18 protein-coding genes are annotated in these 20043 nt (G+C 72.8%); 5 read left to right on the top strand and 13 right to left on the bottom strand.

Annotation, left to right across the window (positions count from 1 at the left end):
• Positions 1–59: 59 nt before the first annotated feature.
• Positions 60–974 carry a 2-hydroxyacid dehydrogenase gene (locus AB0I91_RS15915; protein ID WP_499607008.1) on the bottom strand — a complete coding sequence of 305 codons (915 nt, stop codon included), beginning with the start codon at positions 972–974 and terminating at the stop codon, positions 60–62.
• Between the two features lie 30 nt (positions 975–1004).
• Here AB0I91_RS15915 and AB0I91_RS15910 point away from each other — a divergent pair, with 30 nt between their 5' ends.
• Together AB0I91_RS15910 and AB0I91_RS15905 are read left to right on the top strand one after the other, a co-directional pair.
• Positions 1005–1874, top strand: a complete 870-nt coding sequence (locus AB0I91_RS15910; RefSeq protein ID WP_499607010.1) for an alpha/beta fold hydrolase — start codon at positions 1005–1007, stop codon at positions 1872–1874.
• A gap of 10 nt (positions 1875–1884) precedes the next feature.
• Positions 1885–3069, top strand: coding sequence for a PQQ-dependent sugar dehydrogenase (locus AB0I91_RS15905; RefSeq protein ID WP_499637304.1), 1185 nt, complete (start codon positions 1885–1887; stop codon positions 3067–3069).
• Between the two features lie 94 nt (positions 3070–3163).
• On the opposite strand, the gene AB0I91_RS15900 is transcribed toward AB0I91_RS15905, so the two are convergent.
• From AB0I91_RS15900 to gatC, 7 genes are all read right to left on the bottom strand, one after another.
• Entirely contained in the window at positions 3164–5632 is a 2469-nt protein-coding gene (locus AB0I91_RS15900) for a M14 family zinc carboxypeptidase (RefSeq protein WP_498774835.1), read from the bottom strand.
• Between the two features lie 95 nt (positions 5633–5727).
• Positions 5728–8223 carry a CHAT domain-containing protein gene (locus AB0I91_RS15895; RefSeq protein WP_499637302.1) on the bottom strand — a complete coding sequence of 832 codons (2496 nt, stop codon included), beginning with the start codon at positions 8221–8223 and terminating at the stop codon, positions 5728–5730.
• A gap of 212 nt (positions 8224–8435) precedes the next feature.
• A complete protein-coding gene (locus tag AB0I91_RS15890; protein ID WP_499607018.1) occupies positions 8436–8717 on the bottom strand; it encodes a hypothetical protein in 282 nt (93 codons plus the stop codon).
• Positions 8718–9187: 470 nt separating this feature from the next.
• Entirely contained in the window at positions 9188–10690 is a 1503-nt protein-coding gene (gatB, locus tag AB0I91_RS15885) for an Asp-tRNA(Asn)/Glu-tRNA(Gln) amidotransferase subunit GatB (protein ID WP_498774841.1), read from the bottom strand.
• Positions 10687–10878 carry a hypothetical protein gene (locus AB0I91_RS15880; RefSeq protein WP_498774843.1) on the bottom strand — a complete coding sequence of 64 codons (192 nt, stop codon included), beginning with the start codon at positions 10876–10878 and terminating at the stop codon, positions 10687–10689. Before AB0I91_RS15880 ends, gatB begins: the two co-directional genes overlap by 4 nt.
• On the bottom strand, positions 10875–12389 hold the full coding sequence (gene gatA / locus AB0I91_RS15875) for an Asp-tRNA(Asn)/Glu-tRNA(Gln) amidotransferase subunit GatA (RefSeq protein ID WP_498774845.1): 1515 nt from the start codon (positions 12387–12389) through the stop codon (positions 10875–10877). The genes AB0I91_RS15880 and gatA overlap by 4 nt, the downstream gene beginning before the upstream one ends.
• 34 nt (positions 12390–12423) lie before the next feature.
• A complete protein-coding gene (gene gatC / locus AB0I91_RS15870; RefSeq protein ID WP_015104569.1) occupies positions 12424–12723 on the bottom strand; it encodes an Asp-tRNA(Asn)/Glu-tRNA(Gln) amidotransferase subunit GatC in 300 nt (99 codons plus the stop codon).
• 225 nt (positions 12724–12948) lie between these two features.
• Here gatC and AB0I91_RS15865 point away from each other — a divergent pair, with 225 nt between their 5' ends.
• A complete protein-coding gene (locus AB0I91_RS15865; RefSeq protein ID WP_033437940.1) occupies positions 12949–13602 on the top strand; it encodes an ACT domain-containing protein in 654 nt (217 codons plus the stop codon).
• Positions 13603–13683: 81 nt separating this feature from the next.
• Here the strand turns inward: AB0I91_RS15865 and AB0I91_RS15860 are convergent, their stop codons facing one another.
• Positions 13684–14322 (bottom strand): LysE family translocator, encoded by a 639-nt coding sequence (locus AB0I91_RS15860; protein WP_499607024.1) that lies wholly within the window; start codon positions 14320–14322, stop codon positions 13684–13686.
• 50 nt (positions 14323–14372) lie between these two features.
• The gene (locus AB0I91_RS15855; RefSeq protein WP_499637368.1) at positions 14373–15071 is read right to left on the bottom strand and encodes a 3-keto-5-aminohexanoate cleavage protein; all 699 of its coding nucleotides are present in this window, start codon (positions 15069–15071) and stop codon (positions 14373–14375) included.
• A 35-nt stretch (positions 15072–15106) separates the two neighbouring features.
• Between AB0I91_RS15855 and AB0I91_RS15850 the strand changes: the two genes are divergently transcribed.
• On the top strand, positions 15107–15517 hold the full coding sequence (locus AB0I91_RS15850; protein ID WP_498774853.1) for an SWIM zinc finger family protein: 411 nt from the start codon (positions 15107–15109) through the stop codon (positions 15515–15517).
• Here the strand turns inward: AB0I91_RS15850 and AB0I91_RS15845 are convergent.
• Positions 15498–16004, bottom strand: coding sequence for a GNAT family N-acetyltransferase (locus AB0I91_RS15845; RefSeq protein WP_498775214.1), 507 nt, complete (start codon positions 16002–16004; stop codon positions 15498–15500). The two genes, AB0I91_RS15850 and AB0I91_RS15845, sit on opposite strands and share 20 nt — an antisense overlap.
• Before the next feature lie 141 nt (positions 16005–16145).
• On the opposite strand from AB0I91_RS15845, the gene AB0I91_RS15840 reads away from it, so the two are divergent.
• Positions 16146–16598 (top strand): phosphatase domain-containing protein, encoded by a 453-nt coding sequence (locus AB0I91_RS15840; protein WP_499637300.1) that lies wholly within the window; start codon positions 16146–16148, stop codon positions 16596–16598.
• 542 nt (positions 16599–17140) lie between these two features.
• Here AB0I91_RS15840 and ligA read toward each other — a convergent pair.
• On the bottom strand, positions 17141–19354 hold the full coding sequence (gene ligA / locus AB0I91_RS15835) for an NAD-dependent DNA ligase LigA (protein WP_499637298.1): 2214 nt from the start codon (positions 19352–19354) through the stop codon (positions 17141–17143).
• A gap of 31 nt (positions 19355–19385) precedes the next feature.
• Positions 19386–20036 carry a hypothetical protein gene (locus AB0I91_RS15830; RefSeq protein WP_499637296.1) on the bottom strand — a complete coding sequence of 217 codons (651 nt, stop codon included), beginning with the start codon at positions 20034–20036 and terminating at the stop codon, positions 19386–19388.
• Between the last annotated feature and the right edge of the window lie 7 nt (positions 20037–20043).

The following is a 20043-nucleotide window of genomic DNA, read 5'->3' as shown; positions in this document are numbered from 1 at the left end:
AGGAGGTTCGGACGACGTCCGCGAGCGTCCTTTCAGCCGACCGAATTCACCCGAATGGGCTAATAGTCGCCCTTGACCAGGTTCCGCGGCCGCTCGCCGCGGGCGAACCGGTCGACCTCGGCGGCCACCACGGCGTACGCGCGCTCGGCGTGGCCCGTGCAGCTGCCGGCCACGTGCGGCGTGAGGAACAGGCCCGGCGCGGTCCACAGTGGATGGTCCGACGGCAGCGGCTCCGGGTCGGTCACGTCCAGCGCCGCGCGCAGCCGCCCCGAGGACAGCTCGGCCATCAACGCGCCGGTGTCGACCACCGCGCCGCGCGCCGCGTTGACCAGGATCGCGCCGTCCTTCATCCGGGAGAGGAACTTCGCGTCCACCATCCCGGTGGTCTCCTCGGTCAGCGGCACCACGACCAGCACCGCGTCGAACCGGCCGAGCAGGTCGGGCAGCTCGTCCACGCCGTGCACGCCGGGCCGGGCGGTGCGGCCGACCAGGGTCGCGGTCGCGTCGAACGGCTCCAGCCTGCGCCGGAACTGCTCGCCGAGGTCGCCCGCGCCGACCACGAGCACCTCCTTGCCCTGCAACGTCTCCGTGAGGTGGTAGTCCCAGCGGCGTTCCTGCCTGGCCCGCTCGAACACCGGGAAGTCCCGGTAGATCGCGAGCAGCGCGCCGATCGCCCACTCCGCCGTGCTGCCGCCGTGCGCGCCGCGGCACGTCGACAGCATCACACCATCGGGTACGACGCCGATGAACCGCTCGGCGCCCGCCGACAGCAGCTGCACCAGCTTCAGCGCCGGCAGCTGGCCGAACACGTCGCGCGGGTCCGTGCCCAGCAGGAACTTCGGCACCAGGACCTCCGCGTGGGCGGCCTCGGCGGGCAGCGGCTGCCCCGGCTCGTAGCGGACGGGCCGCACACCCTCCACGTCGGACAGCACGCGGACACCCAGGTCGTCGGGGACCAGCACGGTGAGGCTCACGGGACCGCACGTTACGGCACACTTGCCGCCATGCGGGAGCACGACGTCTTCTCCGCGGACGGCACGCGGATCAGGTTGTGGCGCACCGACGCGGACGGGCCGGACGTGCTGCTCAGCCACGGCCTCGGCGCCGTGCCGACGGCGTGGCCGGAGCTGCCGTCGGCCCGCGTGCACGGCTGGTACCACCGCGGCACCCTCGACTCGGACCGGCCGGCCGACCCGTCCCGCGTCGAGCTGGCCGACCACGTCGCCGACGCGCTGGCTGTGCTGGACGACGGCGGCGTCGAGCGGTGCGTGGTGATGGGCTGGTCGATGGGCGTGACGGTGGCCGCCGCGCTGGCGTTGCGGCACCCGGACCGGGTGAGCGGCCTGCTGCTGGTCACGGGCGCGCCGGGCGACACGTTCGCGAGCGTGTTCGGCATCCCCGGCGTGCCGGAGCCGGTGCGGCGGCTGCTCGGCGTGGGCGGGCTGACGGCGTTGAAGGCCGCCGCGCCCCTGCTGGACGCCGTGCTGCACCGCGTGCCGGTGCCGGACGTCGGCGGGCCGCTGCTCGGGTCGCTGCGCCGCTACCTCCGGCACGACTGGGGCTGGTACCTCACCCTCGCGCTGGCGCTGGGCCGCACGCCCCGGCTCGACCTGACCGGCGTGACGTGCCCCACAACGGTGCTGGCGGGCCGGTACGACTTCCTGGCCTCGGCCGACGGCGTGCTCGGCCCCGTCGCCGCCCTGCCGCAGGCCAGGGTGCGGGTGCTGCCGAACACGCACTTCCTCCCGCTGGAGGACCCGCGGGTGGTGGCGGAGGAGCTGGAGCTCCTGCTCGACCGGGCCGACGCCGTGCGCCGGGCCGTGCACGAGGACGTGGAAGGGCCGCTCACCTCGCGTTCACGGCCACGCGCTTAACCTGGGTCTCGTGTCGCGACTGCGTGGAGTGCTGATCGGTTCGGCCCTCGGCCTGCTGGCCGCGGGCTGCGCGAGCTTCCCCGAGCAGCCGGGACCGGCGGGGTGGAGCGCGGCCCAGCAGTTGACGCCGCAGGCCGGGCCGGTGCCCGAGCTGCCCGGCGAGCTGCCGAAGGGTCCCGTCGGCGGCCAGCAGCCCGGTCAGCAGCCGACGCCCGTGCCACCGCCGCAGGGCTGCAAGGACTTCAACCCCGCCGTGGTCGGCACGTGCCTGAACCCGATCTCCGGCGTGGCGCTGACCGACGTCAACCAGACCACCGGCGCGGTGACGGCGCTGGCCACCGAGCGCACCACCGGGCGGCTGCTCAAGGTGACCAAGGACGTCGACCCGGTCGAGGTGGCGAAGCTCGAGGTGGACGCGGCGGGCGACGGCGGGCTCACCGGGCTCACGCTGTCGCCGACGTACGCCGAGGACCAGCTGGTCTTCGTGTACGTGACCACCGCGACCGACAACCGGGTGCTGCGGATCGCGCCGGGCGACGTGCCCAAGCCCGTGCTGACCGGCATCCCGAAGGGCCCGACCGGCAACCGGGGCGTGCTCGCCTACGACCGCACCGGCGCGTTGCTGGTGGCCACGGGCAACGCGGGCAACCCCGGTGCGGCGGCCGACCCGAACTCGCTGGCCGGGAAGGTGCTGCGGATCGACGCCACGGGCCAGCCCGCGCGCGGCAACCCGACGGCGGGCTCGCGGGTGCTGGCGAGCGGCCTGAAGTCGCCCGGCGGGCTGTGCGTGTCCGGCGACGGCACGAAGGCGTGGGTGACCGACGCGGGCGCGACCGCCGACCTGCTGTACCGGGTCGAGCCGGGCAAGGCGCTGGGCGACCCGGCGTGGTCGTGGCCCGAGCGCCCGGGCGTCGCCGGCTGCGCGTCGTTCTCGAACGCCGTGATGGTGGCCGCGAGCGCCACCCTGGGCGTGCTCAACCTGCCGATGAACCCGGACGGCAGCTTCACCGGCAAGCCCGAGGCGAGCATGCACGGCGAGGACGGCTTCGGCCGCCTCGGTCCGCTGCTGATGCTGGACGACACGACCGCGCTGGCCGGCACGGTGAACAAGAACCAGGGCGGCGCGCCGGTCTCCAGCGACGACCGCGTGGTGATCATCGTGCGCCAGGGCGGCCCCGTCGGCGGCAAGGACTGACGTCCGGGCCTCGCGGTGCGGTGGCGTGTCGCGGTCCGGTCGGGTGTCGCGGTCCGGTCCGGTGTCGCAGCGCGGGTCAGGTGTCGCAGCGCGGTCAGGGGGCCGTGGTGCGGTAGATGGCGTCCGCCACCTGCGCGTACAGGCCCTTCGGGTGGTCGCGGAACAGCGGTTCGGTGCCGAACAGCACCGCCCGCGCGCCCCGCGGCGACGTGCCCGCGACGACCGCCGCCTGCCCGGCCGCGTCACGGCTGCCCCCCGAGCCGTCCGGGCGGGCCGCCCAGTGCCCGGCGACGAGCCCCTGGTACCGCTGCCGCGCGCTCACGCCCGCCCCGAGGTCGGTGAACCAGTACGGCGCGTAGACGAACGAGTGGCCCACCGCGCCCGCCTCGTCCACCACCGAGACGACGCCGTTCGCGTCCTCCCGGCCCGCGACCGCGCGCACCGGCAGCACCCCGGCGTCGGCGTTGAACCGCACACCCGTCGCGCCGCGCGTCACCACGCCGCCGCGCGCCAGGAACCCGTCCACCGCCGCCCTGGCCGGTGCGCCGAGCTGGTCGTACCGCAACCCCGACGACACGAGCAGCACGTCGACACCGGACAGGTCGAACCCCTGCTCCAGCACCGCCGTCGACACCGGCCGGATGTCGAAGCCCATGTCCCGCAACGCCTTCAGCTCGTCGGCCGCGACCGCGCCCGCCACCACGGGACGCCGCAGCGGCGCACCGCCCGGCGCCGCCGCCGTGAACCGCGCCCCGTACCGGTCCGACACCTCCTCGGCCGCCGACCGCGCCGACGCGGGCACCACGATCGTGCCGTCGTCCTGCCTGCGCAGCCCGACACCCCGCGCGAGCAGGTCGTTCACCGCCGCCACGTCCTTGCCGTCGGCCAGCACGAGCGCCAGGTCGCTGCCCTCGGGCGCCCGCAGCGAGCCCGAGGGCGACGCCGCCGACACCTCCCGCCCGCGCACGTCCAGCGGCCCGTCCCGCACGACGTCCACCGACGCGCCCCACAGCAGCCGGTGGCTCCAGCCGCTGATGTCGTACATGACCGGCACGGTGGCGGAGATGTCCCGGCCCGCCTCCAGCATCACGTTCGCCAGCGCCCGTTTCGGCTGGTGCAGGTCCACCACGTAGGACCCGGCCGGGTAGGAGCGCTCACCCAGCGTGAACGGTCGGTCGGCGCGCTTCACCCGGACGTCGTGCGCCACCAGGTGGTCGACCAGCCGTGCGGCGGCCTGCCCGGACCGCTGCCCGTCACCCACCGGTATGACGTACCCGCGCGGGAACTCCGTGGTGTAGCGGTCTTCGGGGCCGAAGCCGGGCACGAAGCCGTCCGGCACGGCCCGCTGCGGCTCGCCCGCCAGGCCGCGGCGGAACATCTCGATCTGGTTGTCCACCATGGCGGACCGGTGTTCGTTCACGTACGTGAGCGCGCTGCGGATCGTCGCCTCGACGACGTCGGTGTTGATGGCGGAACGCCGCCGCAACTCCGTCACCGGCTGTGTCGTGTAGTCGCCCCGGTTCACGCGCATGGGGATCTCGATCGTGTAGGACACCGCGCCGTGGTACATCGAGTACTGCGCGGTGTAGATCGGCGCCCAGCCGTCCCACACGCCCGGCTCGTAGTCGCGGAACGGGATCTCCGGCGAGGCCGCCTCGGGGTGGCCGAGCGCCTGGACCGCGTCCTCCATCCGCAGGCCGCCCGCGTAGCCGTGCCCGATGTAGAGGTCGAAGTCGTAGTTCTGGCCGTGCGGCGGCGTGGTCGGCTCGATCAGCGTGTTGGCCACGTAGCCGTGCTCGTCGAGCACCAGCAGGGGCTGGATGCGCTTGACGACGTCCCGCATCGCCCGCGACTCCGGCTGCGACGAGGTGACGAAGTCGCGGTTGAGGTCGAACCCGGTCGCGTTGGCGCGCGTGCCGGCCACCCGGCCGTCCGGGTTCGCGGTCAGGTTCACGTAGACCCGGTGGCGGCGCAGGAAGTCACCGGCGGCCGGGTCGGAGGCGAGGTCCTCGATCACGCGCAGCGCGCCGTCGGTGCCCTCCCACTCGTCGCCGTGGATGTTGGCGTTGATCCACACCGGGGCCTTGTAGCCGGTGCGGAGGAAGATGTCGCGGGCGGCGCGGGTCGGGTCGTTCTCGATCCGGTCGCGCCACGCGTCCTGCCTTCGGGTCTCCGCCGGCGTCTCCGGCGCGGTGAGCGTGACCAGGTAGAGGTCGCGGCCCAGCGTGGAGCGGCCGACGACCTCGACGGACACCCGGTCGCTGCGCCGTTGCAGGTCGTTGAGGCGCGGCGCGAGCGCGTGGTACGGCGCGAGGCCCAGCTTGATCGCCCGGTCGGCCTGGTCCTCCGGGTACGCGCGGAGCAGCGTGCGGCGCGGGTAGCCGGGGTTGGCGTCGGGCCGGTTGTCGCCGCGCGCGGTGGCGTGCAGCGGCGGGTCGACGGCGGCGACCTGGTTGCGCTCGGGCCCGTTGCCCGGCTCGTGCGCCCGGCCGGCATCGGGCGCGGCGGTCGCGGGGGTGGTCATCGTGGCCAGCAACAGCACCGTGAGCGTCAACCAGCGCACCGGGCCCCCTAGGGGTGATCGCCGAGGAACTCCTCCACCCTGACTAGTGGGTGCGGGTGATCCAGGTCAACCGGTCGAATGGCTGGTCAGCCGCGCTACCCCGAACCGAGGCACACGAACGGGCGACGCAGCGGGTCGACCGCGACCGCCTCGGCCAGCGCGACCGCGGGCGACGCGCCGCCCGCGAGGTTGCGGTGGAAGTCGGCCATCGCCGCCGCCGAGGGCTGGTCGCCGACCCGGCTGGACGCGGCGATCACCGTCCGCGCGCCGCCTGCCAGCAACGCGCCCGCGAACCCGAGCGGCTCGTCGCCGGGCCGCACCCGGTTGAGCGCCAGCTCGCACGCGGCCAGCACGACCTGGTGCGGCGGGCGGCGCACCCGGCCGACCTCGTGCGCGAACATCGCGCCGTCCACCAGCTCCAGCCGGGAGAACAGCGCGTTCTCCGGCTCGTGCTCGCCGTGCGCGGCGATGTGCGCCAGCTCGACCCCGTCCAACGCCTCCAGCACCGCGCCGACCTTGGCCTCGTCGACGCCGAGCAGCTTCGCGTCGCCGTGGTAGCCCGCGAGCCGGTCGATCTCGCCCTGCGCGGCCTGCAAGCCGGGACCGCGCACCAGCAGCACGCCCTCGACGTGGTCTCGCTCCTGGCGGATCGCCGACACCCACGCGGTGGCCGACGGGACCGCCGTCGTCGGCCGGTTCACGCAGGTGGGCAGCACGCCCCACGGCACCACGTACAGCGCGCCGGTCGGCACCACGACCAGCGACCGGTCGCCGATCATCGGCGCCAGCGGGCCGAGCAGCAGCCGGTCCAGCTTCTCCGCCTCACGGCGCGCGGACGCCGAGATGACCTCGACCAACGGCGGCGGCAGGTGGTCGGGCGCGAGCGCGTTGAGGTCGGCGTGCAGGCGGCGCGCGCCCTCGGTGGCGTCGGCGGCCGACCCGAGGCGCACCATGCGCACGCGGGCGCCCGCGAACACCACGGCGATCAGCTCGTCGCCGGACACCGCGAAGCTCACCATCGCCCGCCCGTCCAGCCGGGACAGCACCTCCTCGGGCGTGACGACGGGGCGCGGCGTGCCCCACGGGCTGGCGCTCCAGCCCATCCGGGTGGCGGCGCGCTGGCTCGCCTTGAGCCGCGACTCCAGCTCACCGGTCGGCAGGCCGTCCAGCCGGGCCCGCAGCAGGGCCCGGCTCAGCGTGCGCACCTCGGCGATCCGCTCGCCCAGCTCGGAGTCCACAGTGGACACGGCCGGGTCGTACCGGTACAGCTGCGCCCTGGTGCGCTCCAGCCAGGTGAAAAGGCGCTTGGCGTTGGCCGCCGAGTCCGTGCCGCCCAGCACCAGGCGCACGGCGAGTTCGCCCAGCTCACGGCCGTGCACGGCGGTGCCGGACACCAGCTCCAGCCCGCCGAGCCGGTCCCGCATCCGGCCCAGCTCGGCCAGCCCCGCCTTGGCCTGCGCCAGCGCCACCCGCTGGTTGCCGCGGGCCAGCGCCAGCTCCGCCCGGCACAGCCGCAGCAGCATCCGGTGGTCGATCGGCGTGATCCGGCGCGTCTTGGGCACGCTGCGCAGCAGGTCGGCGCCGCGGTCCGGGTCGCCGCGCCGGATCTCCAGCCGTGCGGCCAGCACCAGCGCGAACGCCGACTGGTCGTGCAGCTTCAACGCGGACAGCTCGGCGGACAGCTCGACCGCCCGGCGCACCACCCCGGCGACCGGGCGCCGGGAGCCGAGCGCGCGGACCACGTCCACCCGCAACGCGATCAGCCCCGCCACCGCCGCCCACGCCGGGCTGCCGCGCCGGACCAGCTTGCGCTGCGCCGAGGTCGCCATCCGCCGGGCCAGGACGAGGTCCCCGTCCTGCAACGCCGCCGCCGCGCGGAACAGCTCGGCCTCGGCGACGTCCTGCCCGATGCGCTGGCGGCGCAGCTCCGGCAGCACCTCGTCCAGCAGCCGGCCCGCCTCGTCGGCCAGGCCGACGCTGATCATCGCCTCGGCCTGGTCGATGCGCAGGCGCAGCAGCAGGCCGGGTTCGAGGTCCTGGAACGCCCGGTTGGCCTCGTGGTAGTGGCGCAGGGCGGCCGGGATGTCGCCGGCGCGCTGCACGGCGTTGCCCAGCGCGTGCTTGGCGATCGCGGCGCGCAGGGGCAGGCCGTGCGCGTCGGCGAGCTCGACCGCGCGGTCGAGGTCGCGGGCGGCCTTGTCGTAGCGGTGCACCTCGCCGTGCGCGTTGCCCCGGTTGGACAGGGCCAGCGCGAGCAGGTCGACGGCTTCGGGGTCGGCGTGCTCGGGCAGGCGCCGTGCGCTGCGCTCGATCTCGCGGTCGAGCTGGGCGATGCCCTCGTCGATGCGGCCGACCCGGCACAGCAGGGCCGCGCGGTTGAGGTTGACCAGGGTCGACAGGTGGGCGCGCAGCTCCTCGTCCCGCAGCCCGGCGAGCTCGGCGTCGACGCCGGCGAGCTGGGTGAGGCCGTCGTCGACCTTGCCCGTCTCGGCCAGGCAGAACGCCAGCGTGTTGAGCAGCCGGGTGCGGACCTCGAGGCGTTCCTGGGGGTCGATCCCGGGCGCCTCCAGCAGCGCCAGACCCCTCCGCATCTGCCGGATGGCGGACGGGTGGCGGTCGGCGGTGGCCGCGTCCAGCGCGCGGCGGTGCAACTGCCGGGCCCGTCTGACGGCGTGATCCGGTCCGGAGGAGCCACGCGTTTCGCCAGGCACGCTCATATGAGATCACAAGCGGCAGAGGAATGCCGCCGACCTGTGGCCGGCGGCATTCAGCGTGACGTCACCGTGATTGTCGGCGACCCGTATTACTTCGTCTGGGTGACGGCCGCCGGCTCGTCGGTGGTCGGCTTGTACGGGCCACCGTTCGTCTCCGGGTCACCGGTCGGCTTGTAGGGGCCGCCCATCGGCTTGACGAGCCGCTCGACCTCGGGGTCGTCGGTGGTCGGCTTGTACGGGCCGCCGGTCGGCTCCAGCCCACCGATGTCGACCAGGTCCGTGGTGCTCTGATCGGTGTCGACGGCCCCGTCGACGACGTCGCCCTCGATGGCGTCGATCTCGGCGACGAGCTTCGGGTCAGTGCGGGTCATGACGTTGCCTCCCCTACAACGGGACCCCCTGATCGGGGGATCCTCGGCGGCTGATCCAGGTCGTTTCGGTGGCCCCCCGGCCCTGCCGAACGGCCCAAGCCTTACACAGATGGACGCACCTGGGGAGGTGGAAATTTACCGAGAGCGACCAACGTGTCGATCTTGAGCTTCGCTGACCAGCACGGGAGGGGCCGTTCGGAAAGTGTTACCACTCGAATGGAGGAATGTGTTAACAGGCTGCAGGCACCCAGGGTCCGCAATAAGGCGCGTCCACCCGGTCCGTCCGACGTGGAATCACACCCGGGTCATTTCCGGTTCGGACACGGGCCGTCCCGAAATGGTGACGAACAGTGTCCGAGTAGGACGAATCCCGAATGGACCGCTCCCGCGTGGACCCATCCCCCGCGGACGCGAAAACGGCGGTGGGGCGGCGCCGCGACCGCGACACCGCCCCACCGCCGAACCGGCCCCTACGAACAGCGGGCGATGATCAGCTCGCGCACGCGCTTCGCGTCCGCCTGACCCTTCGTCGCCTTCATCACCGCGCCGACGATGGCGCCGGCCGCCGCCACCTTGCCGTCGCGGATCTTCGCCGCCACGTCCGGCTGCGCCGCCAGCGCCTCGTCCACCGCCTTCTCCAGCGCGGAGTCGTCCGAGACGACCTTCAGGCCGCGCGCCTCGACGACGGCCTCGGGCTCGCCCTCGCCGTCCAGCACGCCCGTGACGACCTCGCGCGCGAGCTTGTTGGTCAGCTCACCGGCGTTCACCAGCGCGATGACCCGCGCGATCTGCGCCGGCGTGATGCCGAGCTCGGCCAGCTCGACGCCGCGGGCGTTGGCCTCCTTGGTCAGGTAGGCCACCCACCACGACCGGGCCTCGGCGGGCGTCGCGCCCGCCTCCACCGTGGCCGCCACCAGGTCCACCGCGCCCGCGTTGACCAGGTCGCGCAGCTCGGCGTCGGTCAGCGACCACTCCTGCTGCACGCGCTTGCGGCGCTCCCACGGCAGCTCCGGCAGCGTGCCGCGCAGCTCCTCCACCCACTCGCGCGAGGGCGCGATGGGCACCAGGTCGGGCTCCGGGAAGTACCGGTAGTCCTCCGCGGTCTCCTTCGTGCGGCCCGACGAGGTGGACCCCGTCGACTCGTCGAAGTGCCTGGTCTCCTGCGTGATCGTGCCGCCGGCCGCCAGCAGCGCCGCCTGGCGGGTCATCTCGAACCGCACCGCCCGCTCGACGCTGCGCAGCGAGTTCACGTTCTTGGTCTCGGTGCGCGTGCCGAACTCGGTCGCGTCCTTGGCCATCAGCGACACGTTCGCGTCGCAGCGCAGCGAACCCTGGTCCATCCGCACGTCCGACACGTCGAGCGCCTTCAACAGGTCGCGCAACGCGGTGACGTAGGCGCGCGCCACCTCGGGCGCGCGCTCGCCGGTGCCCGTGATCGGCTTGGTGACGATCTCGATCAGCGGCACGCCGGCGCGGTTGTAGTCCAGCAGCGAGTGCTCCGCGCCGTGGATGCGGCCGTCCGAGCCGCCGACGTGCAGCGACTTGCCGGTGTCCTCCTCCATGTGCGCGCGCTCGATCTCGACCCGGAACAGCGAGCCGTCGTCCAGCGTCACGTCCAGGAAGCCGTTGAACGCGATCGGCTCGTCGTACTGCGAGGTCTGGAAGTTCTTCGGCATGTCCGGGTAGAAGTAGTTCTTCCGGGCGAACCGGCACCACTCGGCGATCTCGCAGTTGAGCGCCAGCCCGATCCGGATCGCCGACTCCACCGCCGTGCCGTTGACCGCGGGCAGCGCGCCGGGCATGCCCAGGCAGACCGGGCAGACCTGCGTGTTCGGCTCGCCGCCGAAGACGTTCGCGCAGCCGCAGAACATCTTGGTGTTGGTGTGCAGCTCGACGTGCACCTCCAACCCCAGCACCGGGTCGAAGCGCTCGATGACCTCGGCGTAGTCCATCAGCTCGTGCACCGACGTCATGCCTTCCCGTCCTTCCGCAGACCCCGCACGGCCAGCGCCGCGCCCGTGATCGCCACCAGGATGCTCGCCGCCGCGTTGGCCAGGGCGAGCTTGTCGTTCTTGCCGCGAGCCGCCTTCAACGTGGAGAACGCGCTGGTCGCCGCGCCCGCGGCGCCGACGAGGGCCAGCACCGTACGGGCCCGCTTCACCGCACACCCGCCAACTGCGGCACGCCGCTGATCACCGTCGCGCCCAGCGCCGCGTCCCGAGCCACCTCGTACGCCGCCGCCACCCGGTACATCCGGTGGTCCTGCAACGCGGGCGCCATGATCTGCAGGCCCACCGGCAGGCCGTCCTCGTCGGACAGTCCGCTCGGGACGCTCATCGCGGCGTTGCCGGCCAGGTTCGCCGGGATCGTGCACAGGTCGGCCTTGTACATCGCCATCGGGTCGCCGGTGCGCTCGCCGATCGGGAACGCGGTGGTCGGCGTGGTCGGCGAGACCAGCACGTCCACGGTGGCGAACGCGGCCTCGAAGTCGCGGCTGATCAGCGTGCGCACCTTCTGCGCCGAGCCGTAGTAGGCGTCGTAGTAGCCCGACGACAGCGCGTACGTGCCGATCATGATGCGCCGCTTCACCTCGGGGCCGAAACCGGCCTCGCGGGTCAGCGACATGACCTCCTCGGCGCTGCGGGTGCCGTCGTCGCCCACGCGGATGCCGTAGCGCATCGCGTCGAAGCGGGCCAGGTTGGACGACGCCTCGCTCGGCGCGATCAGGTAGTACGCGGGCAGCGCGTAGTCGAAGCTCGGGCACGAGACCTCGACGACCTCCGCGCCGAGCTGCTTGAGCTGCGCCACGGCCGCCTCGAAGCTGCGCAGCACGCCGGGCTGGTAGCCCTCGCCGCTGAACTGCGTGACCACGCCGACGCGCACGCCGGACAGGTCGCCGTTCGCGCCCTCGCGCGCGGCGGCCACCACGGGCGGGACGGGTGCGTTGATCGAGGTGGAGTCCATCGGGTCGTACCCGGCGATGACCTCGTGCAGCAGGGCCGCGTCCAGCACCGTGCGGGCGCACGGCCCGGCCTGGTCCAGCGAGGACGAGAACGCCACCAGCCCGTACCGGGACACACCGCCGTAGGTGGGCTTCACGCCGACCGTGCCGGTGACCGCGCCGGGCTGGCGGATCGAGCCGCCGGTGTCCGTGCCGATCGACAGCGGCGCCTGGAACGCGGCCAGCGCCGCCGCCGAGCCGCCGCCCGAGCCACCCGGGATGCGGTCCAGGTCCCACGGGTTGCGGGTCGGGCCGTACGCGGAGTTCTCGGTGGAGGAGCCCATCGCGAACTCGTCCATGTTGGTCTTGCCGAGGATCACCACGCCGGCTTCCTTCAGCCTGCGCGTGACCGTGGCGTCGTAGGGCGGGACCCAGCCTTCGAGGATCTTCGAGCCGACCGTGGTCGGCACGCCCTCGGTGGTGAGCACGTCCTTGAGCGCGATCGGCACGCCCGCCAGCGGACCGACGTGCGCGCCGGCGGCGATGTCGTCGTCGACCTTGCGGGCGGCCTCGAGCGCGCCCTCGGTGTCGACGTGCAGGAACGCGTTGACCGCGCCGTCGACCTCGGCGATCCGGTCGAGGTGCGCCTGGGCGACCTCCACCGCGGAGACCTCGCGGCTCGCGATCTTGGCCGCGAGCTCGGCGGCGGTGCTGCGGATCAGACTGTTCATGATTCCGCCTCCGCGCGGAAGATAACGTCGGCGGTCATGCTTCCTCCCCCAGGATGCGGGGCACGCGGAAGCGTCCGTCCTCGGCGGCGGGGGCGCCCGCGAGCGCCTGCTGCTGACCGAGGCTGGGACGCACCACGTCCTCGCGGAACACGTTGGTCAGCGGAACGGCGTGCGAAGTGGGCGGGATGTCCGCGGTGGCGATGTCGCCCACCGTGGCCACCGACTGCAGGATCACGTCGAGCTGGCCGGCGAACAGGTCCAGCTCGTCGTCGGTGACGGCGAGCCTCGCCAAGCGGGCCAGGTGCGCGACCTCGTCGCGGGAGATGCTGGGCACCTCGTCAACCCCCGTGGGTCGGTTTTTCGGATTTGGGACCTGCCGAGTCTATTGGCTGGTCAGGCCGACCTCCGACCGGGTTACCCGCGCTCGCGCGCGTGGGTGCGCGATTTTACCCGCGCGCAACGCGCCTGGTGGGTCGGAAAGCGAAGCTGCGTCTGCGAGAATCATCGACCGGCGAGTTTCCACCTCGATGCTCCACCACAGCCTTTGGAGGCGTGCACCGTGTCCTTCCTGATCCGGGTCCAGCTCCCGGACCGTCCCGGCACCCTGGGCGCGGTCGCCTCCGCGCTCGGCGAGATCGGGGCCGACATCCTCAGCGTGGACGTGGTGGAGCGCGGGGCGGGCCTGGCCATCGACGACCTGGTGGTCGAGCTGCCGTCCGGGCGGCTGCCCGACGTGCTGATCACGGCCGCGGAGTCCATCGAAGGCGTCGAGGTGGACGCGGTCCGGCCGTACGCCGGCGTGCTGGACACCCACCGCGAGCTGGAGCTGGTGGAGGAGGTCGCCGAGGACCCCCGCAACGGGCTCGCGGTGTTCACCGAGGGCGTGCCGAAGATCATCCGCGCGGGGTGGGCGGTGGTCGTGTCGTGGGACGGCGGCACCGTGCACCGCCTGACCTCCTCCTCGGCCGCTCCGGAGACCAAGCTGCAGACCCCGCCGTGGCTGCCCCTGGCCCGTGCCACCGTCCTGGACGGCGAGGACTCGTGGGTGCCGGAGACGTGGCAGGAACTGGGCACCGAGCTGGCCGCCACCCCGCTGGGCAAGCCGGACCGCGTCCTGCTGGTGGGCCGCCCGGGCGGCCCGATGTTCCGCGCCGCCGAAGTCGCCCGCCTGGCGCACCTGGCCGGCATCGTCTCCGTCGTCCTCCCCGACTGACCCGCGCCGGTCGAACGCTCAGGACCCCCGAGTTCCACGTCCGGTGAATTCGGCGGTCCTGGAGGTTCGCCACGCGGGCGGTCAGTCCTGGCGGCCCGTGGTGGCGATGGTGACGCCCAGGCCGATCATGGCCAGGCCCCCGGCGCCGCCCACCAGGGCCAGCCGGCGGGGTGAGCGGGCGAACCACGTCCGGGCGGTGGCGGCGGCGAGGCCCCAGACGCTGTCGGACGCCACCGCGATGAGGTTGAACACCAGCCCGAGCAGCAGCATCTGGGCGACGACGTGGCCTTGCGCGCGGTCGACGAACTGCGGCAGCACGGCGGCGAAGAACACGATCGTCTTGGGATTCGCCACGCCGACCGCGAAGCCCTCCCACAACGTGCGCAGCCCGCCCCGCGCCGGACCGCCGGCGGTGAACGTCGCGTGCAGCGACGCGCGCTGCCGCACCGCCTTCACCCCCAGGTAGACCAGGTACGCGGCGCCGGCCAGCTTCAACGTCATGAACACGACCGCCGACCGCTCGACGATCGCCCCGACGCCGAACGCGACGGCCACGACCAGGGCGTAGGCGCCGAGCGTGTTCCCCAGGACCGTGATCAACGCGGCCCGGCGACCCTGCGCCAACGCCCGCCCGACCACGAACAGGACGCTGGGCCCCGGTATCACGATCAGCAGGAACGACATGGCCGCGAAGGCGAGAAGCCGGTCGGTGGACACCATGGCGCAACGAAACCACGGCACGCGACCGCGCTACCAGTGGTTTTCCCGCCTCAGAGAGCCAGCTCCACCAGCTGCGCGTTGTCCGCGGCCGGCGTGCCGTCACGCGAGGTGAGCGTGTCCTCGAGGCCGATCCGGGTGTCCAGCCCGCGCGTCACCGCGTAGTCCAGCACCGGCCACGCGCTGTCGTCCTCGCCGTGCAGCAGGATCGGCGCCCCGAGCGGCCCCAGCAGGTCGAGCAGCCGTGCCGCGTCCTCCGGGGTCTCCCCCGGCTGCACCTCCGCCAGCACCCGCACCGTCCCCGGCGGCACGCCGACCTCCAGCAACGTCCGCGCCGCCTCCACGTGGAACACGCCCAGCTCGATGCCGATGCCCGCGGCGCGCAACGCGTCCGCGACGGCGAGCCACCCGTCCTCGTGGACGTTGACCGACGCGAAGTCCGGACGTCCCGCCGCCAGCCCCGCCCACCCGCGCACCAGCTCCGCCCGCCGCACGGGGTCCGGCACGATCCACGCGCCGGTCGTCACGCCGATCTCCGCGTGCGGCACCAGGGACCGCACCACGGACACCGAAGTGGCGACCTCCGGGCCGGCCAGCACCTCCAAGCCCACCACGTCGCGCGGGTGCACGTGGAACGACGTCACGCCCAGCTCACCGCACGCCGCGGCGTCGGCCGCCAGCTGCTGCGGCGTGATCGGCACACTAGGGTGGCTGCCCGGCTCCCGGGCGCCGTTCAGACAGGCCTGGAGCACGAAACCCACCGAACCACAAGGTGTTGGATACCGCCATGCCGACGCTGACCTCAGCCCTGCTGCGCCACCACGCGGGCGCCAAGTCGTACTGGCGCGGGCTGACCTACCGGGACGCCGTGGTCGAGCTGGCCGTGCGCTCGCGGCACGTGGAAGGCGTCGTGGTCGGCGCGGCCGAGTACCGGGTGACGCTCCAGTGGGACGACACCCGCCTGGCCGGCGCGTGCACTTGCCCGTACGGGTCGCAGGGCTTCTTCTGCAAGCACTGCGTCGCGGTCGGCCTGGTGCTGCTGGAGCGGGGCCTGACCGTGCCGCCGCCGGACGCGGAGGACGAGGAGCTGCGCGTCCGCCTCGCCGAGCTCGACCACGCGACGCTGGTGGAACTGCTCTACGACCGGGCCGCGCGGGACCGCTCGCTGCGCGACGAGATCATGCGAGTTCGAGGCTGAACCCGAGCGCGGTCACGTCCACGCCGGGCACCGGCCGCCAGTCGCGATCGGGACGTCGTTGGAAACCGAGCCGCTGGTAGAGGCGGTGCGCCGTGGTCATGTGCTCGGAGCTGCTCATCACCAGCCGGTGTGCGCCGAGCTCGCGCGCCCGCACGATCACCGCGCGCACCAACGCTTCGCCGACGCCTCGGCCCCGTGCCGACGGGCTGACCGCGAGCATCCGGAACTCCACTTCGCCGTCCTTGCTGACCTCGGCGTAGGGGGTGCCGGGCCGGACCACCGTGACGGTGCCGAGCACGGTGTTCTCGACGTCCACCGCCACCAGCAGTTCCGCCTCGCGGGCACGGGTGCGCGTATCGACCAGCGTGTCGGCGTACCCGCCGGTGTGGCTGTCGATGTGGCGGTCGGCCTGGTAGGCGGCCACGGTGATCGCACCCGCCGCCGCCCACTCGTCTTCCCTGGCGGGCCTCACCACGATGTCGGCCATCTGGTTCCCTTCCACGTCATCGGACAGTCCCCGATTGTCGTCCAGACAACTGCCCCGACACGGTGCGATCAAGATTCCGGCCCGATGTCGTCCGCGGCACCTGCCTTTGGCCGCAAGACTGCGGGTCGCGATGATGGGGCGATGAGCCTTCCCGGTGCGATCGAACTGCCCGACGGCGCTCTCGTGCGCGGTCGGGGCTTGCGGAACCCCACACCTGAGGGCACGCCCGACTACGGCCTGTACTTGGGATCGCCTCGGATGCGACGCGCGGTGATGGCCCGCGTGGACGCTCCTTCGTGGGAGCACGAGTGGGTCGAGTGGCCGGACTTCCGGCTGCCGAAGGCACCGGCGGACGCCGTCGTGCTGATCAGGGACCTGCACGCACGGGCCGTCGCCGGTGCGCGGGTCGAGGTGGCGTGCGGCGGCGGGGTCGGGCGGACGGGCACCGTGATCGCGTGCCTGGCCGTGCTGGCGGGCGTCCCGTCGGGTGACGCGGTGGCGTGGGCGCGGACCCACTACAACCGGCGTGCGGTGGAGACGCCGTGGCAGAAGCGGTGGGTCGCACGCTTCCCGAATGTGACGTCGGCGGGTTAACCGCTTGGCGGCCGTTCTCGCCGGGCTGTGTTAGTGGGCGACATCCCTGACACCTCGCCGAGGAGGAGGCTCGCGCGAGCTGTCATGCCCTTGCGGGGGGTGGAGGGTTGGCCGAGCAGGATCCGAGCAGGACCCGTTGGCCGAGCAGGACCCGTTGATCGGGCTGCGGCACGGTGGGCGGGCTGCGGCGTGGCGGGCGGGCTGCGGCGCGGCGGGCGGGTTTCGCTGGACGGCGAGGCGCAGAAGTGGGGTGCTGCGGGCGACGTTGGCTGGAGGCACGGGCTGGAGGGAGTTCCGGGAGACGACCACCGTCTGTCTGGAGCGGTCGGCTGCTTGGAGTGGCTGGCTGCCTGGAGTGGCTGGCTGCTTGGAGTGGCCGGCCGGGTTGGGTTGGGGCGGGGGTTGGTTGCCGGCCTCGTTGTTTCAACCGACGTTTCAGGTGGCGGATAACGGTGTTTTGATTTGGTCCTCCTATCGTGATCACTCGGTCGTGGTTGGTGTAGTTGGGGAAGTTGCTGGTCAGGGCGGCTTGGGGGTTGAGGTTAGGTGGTGGGGGTGGTGGAGTGGTCGGTGAGAGGTGGGGGGTCGGCGAGGTCTTCGGTGGGGTCTTCGGTGGGGTCTTCGGTGGGGTCTTCGGTGATGGTGGCGACCTTGGTGGCGGCTTCCGGTCCGCTCGTCAGCAGGATGCGGAAGCCTGCTTCGTCCAGGATCGGGACCTTCAGCTGTTCCGCCTTCTCCGCCTTGGAACCCGGCGACCCGCCCACGACGACGAACGCCGTCTTCTTCGACACCGAACCCGCCGCCTTGCCGCCGCGCGACAGGATCGCCTCCTTGGCCTCGTCCCTCGAGAACGTCTCCAGCGAACCCGTCACCACGATCGACAACCCCTCCAGGTTGCGCGGGACCGAAGTGTCCCGTTCCTCGGCCATCCGCACCCCCGCGGCCTGCCACTTCGCCACGACGGCTTGACGCCACGGTGTCTCGACCCACTCGCGCACGGCCGTGGCGATGGTCGGGCCCACCCCCTCGGCGGCGGCCAGTTCCTCCTCCGTCGCGGCGACGATGCGGTCCAGGGAACCGAACTCCCGCGCCAGCGCACGGGCCGCGGTGGGGCCCACGTGGCGGATGGACAGGGCGACCAGGACTCTCCACAGTGGACGCTGCTTGACCGTCTCCAGGTTGTCCAGCAGCTTCACGGCGTTCGCGGTCAGCTCGCCGTCCTTGGTGCGGAACAGGGCGACCCGCGCCAGCTTGTCCGCGTCGAGGTCGAACAGGTCGCCCTCGTCGCCGTACACCGGGGAGTCGACCAGCGCCGCCGCCGCCTCGAAGCCCAGCACCTCGATGTCCAACGCCGACCGCGACGCCAGGTACGCCAACCGCTCGCGCAGCTGACCCGGGCACCCGGCCGCGTTGGGGCACCGGATGTCGACGTCCGCTTCCTTCATCGGGCGCAACTCGTGCCCGCACTCGGGGCACGTCAGGGGCATCTCGAACGCGTAGGCGTCATCGGGCCGGGCGTCGATCACCGGCCCCAGCACCTCGGGGATCACGTCGCCGGCCTTGCGGATCACGATGCGGTCGCCGATCAGCACACCCTTGCGCTTGACCTCGCTGGCGTTGTGCAAGGTGGCGCGGGCGACCGTCGAACCCGCCACCTTCACCGGCTCCATCACCGCGAACGGCGTCACGCGGCCCGTGCGGCCGACCTGCACCTTGATGTCCAGCAGGGTGGTCGTGGCCTCCTCCGGCGGGTACTTGAACGCGATCGCCCACCGCGGCGCGCGCGACGTGCTGCCGAGCCGCCGCTGCAACGACACCTCGTCCACCTTGACGACCACGCCGTCGATCTCGTGCACGGCGTCGTGCCGGTGCTCGCCCCAGTGCGCGACGTGCGCGCTGATCTCCTCGAACGTGCTCAGCACCGCGGTGTGCGGCGACACCGGCAGCCCCCACGCCTTCAGCGCCTCGTACGCCTCGGACTGCCGGGTGAGCTCGAACCCCTCGCGCTTGCCGAGCCCGTGGCAGATCATCCGCAGCCGGCGCGACGCCGTCACCTTCGGGTCCTTCTGCCGCAACGACCCGGCGGCGGTGTTGCGCGGGTTCGCGAACGGTGGTCTGCCCGCCTCCACCAGCCGTGCGTTCAGCTCCAGGAAGTCCTCCACGGCGAAGAACACCTCGCCGCGCACCTCGACCAGCTCGGGCACGGGGTACTCGTCGGTGCCCCTCAGCACATCCGGGACGTCTTCCAGGGTGCGGACGTTGAGCGTCACGTCCTCGCCGGTCCGCCCGTCACCCCGGGTCAACGCGCGCACCAGCACCCCGTGCTCGTAGAGCAGGTTGATCGCCAGGCCGTCGACCTTCAGCTCGCACAGGAAGTGCGCGTCCGCCCCGACCTCCTTGCGCACCCGCTCGAACCAGCCCTGCAGCTCCTCGGCCGAGAACACGTTGTCGAGGCTGAGCATCCGCTCCAGGTGGTCGACCGCCTTGAACTCGGTCGAGAACGTGCCGCCGACGAGCTGCGTGGGCGAATCGGGCGTGGCGAGCCCGGGGTGCGCCTGCTCCAGCGCCTCCAACTCCCGGAGCAGCGCGTCGAACTCGCCGTCACTGACCGTCGGCGAGTCGAGGACGTAGTAGCGGAACTGGTGCCCGCGCACCACCTCGGCCAACGCGGCGTGCCGCACGCGCGCGTCGACGGGCACGTCCTCGACGCCCTCGGCGGGAGCCTGGGCCGGGTTCAACGAGTCGCTGCTGGTCACGGCATGAGGGTATCGAGGGGGTCCGACAATTTCAGGAGGGATCCTCGGCGATCGTCCGGACCAGGTCGCGCAGTTCCAGCAGGCCGATCGTGCCCTCCGGCTCGGCGGACGCGGTTTCCACCCGGCCGAGTCGTTCACCGGCCAGTCGCTCACCGAGCGTGACGTCCAAGGGCAGGAACGTCATGGTCTGCCTGGCCTTGTCGTCGAGGCCGGCGAACTCCGGGTGGTAGACGGCGACGTCCACCAGGCCGTCCGAGACCTGCGCGACCACCCGCACGTCGGCCAGGCGCATCCGGCGCGGTCCGAGGTTGATGGTGACCAGGGTCGGGTCCGGCACCGCGGGCACCGAGTCGTGGTACTCCCAGATCATGTCCTCGGCCGGCGCGGCGGCGATCCACGCGTCGGTGTAGGGCCGCAGCTTCGGGTCTTCACGGCCGGTGATCACCAGGGCGTAGATCGCGCGGTGGCCGCGTTCGAGGGAGAACTCCAGGTCGGGGTGCATGGCGGCGACCATCGCGCCCAGGTCGCCCTCCACGCGGAACGGTTCGCCGTCGCCCAGGGCCGCGCTCACGGTCGGCAGCAGCTCGAACCACTCCTGCCAGAACGCCACCGCGGCCTCGGCCGGGTTGGGCAGGTGGACGGGCGCGGGTTCGGGTTCGGTGCGTCGGCGGAACCAGCTCATGGCTCCA

This window comes from Actinosynnema sp. NPDC049800, assembly GCF_040656635.1.
Taxonomy (GTDB): domain Bacteria; phylum Actinomycetota; class Actinomycetes; order Mycobacteriales; family Pseudonocardiaceae; genus Actinosynnema.
The sequence above is the reverse complement of the archived record's forward strand: the minus strand, read 5'-3'. Positions and strand labels throughout refer to the sequence as shown.

What these genes read in the sequence shown, in the direction of transcription:
- AB0I91_RS15910 (WP_499607010.1), top strand. Translation starts at nt 1,005, where the DNA reads ATGCGGGAGCACGACGTCTTCTCCGCGGACGGCACGCGGATCAGGTTG.
- AB0I91_RS15895 (WP_499637302.1), bottom strand. Translation starts at nt 8,223, where the DNA reads ATGCGGAGGGGTCTGGCGCTGCTGGAGGCGCCCGGGATCGACCCCCAG.
- AB0I91_RS15890 (WP_499607018.1), bottom strand. Translation starts at nt 8,717, where the DNA reads ATGACCCGCACTGACCCGAAGCTCGTCGCCGAGATCGACGCCATCGAG.
- gatB (WP_498774841.1), bottom strand. Translation starts at nt 10,690, where the DNA reads ATGACGTCGGTGCACGAGCTGATGGACTACGCCGAGGTCATCGAGCGC.
- gatA (WP_498774845.1), bottom strand. Translation starts at nt 12,389, where the DNA reads ATGAACAGTCTGATCCGCAGCACCGCCGCCGAGCTCGCGGCCAAGATC.
- AB0I91_RS15860 (WP_499607024.1), bottom strand. Translation starts at nt 14,322, where the DNA reads ATGGTGTCCACCGACCGGCTTCTCGCCTTCGCGGCCATGTCGTTCCTG.
- AB0I91_RS15850 (WP_498774853.1), top strand. Translation starts at nt 15,107, where the DNA reads ATGCCGACGCTGACCTCAGCCCTGCTGCGCCACCACGCGGGCGCCAAG.
- AB0I91_RS15845 (WP_498775214.1), bottom strand. Translation starts at nt 16,004, where the DNA reads ATGGCCGACATCGTGGTGAGGCCCGCCAGGGAAGACGAGTGGGCGGCG.
- AB0I91_RS15840 (WP_499637300.1), top strand. Translation starts at nt 16,146, where the DNA reads ATGAGCCTTCCCGGTGCGATCGAACTGCCCGACGGCGCTCTCGTGCGC.
- AB0I91_RS15830 (WP_499637296.1), bottom strand. Translation starts at nt 20,036, where the DNA reads ATGAGCTGGTTCCGCCGACGCACCGAACCCGAACCCGCGCCCGTCCAC.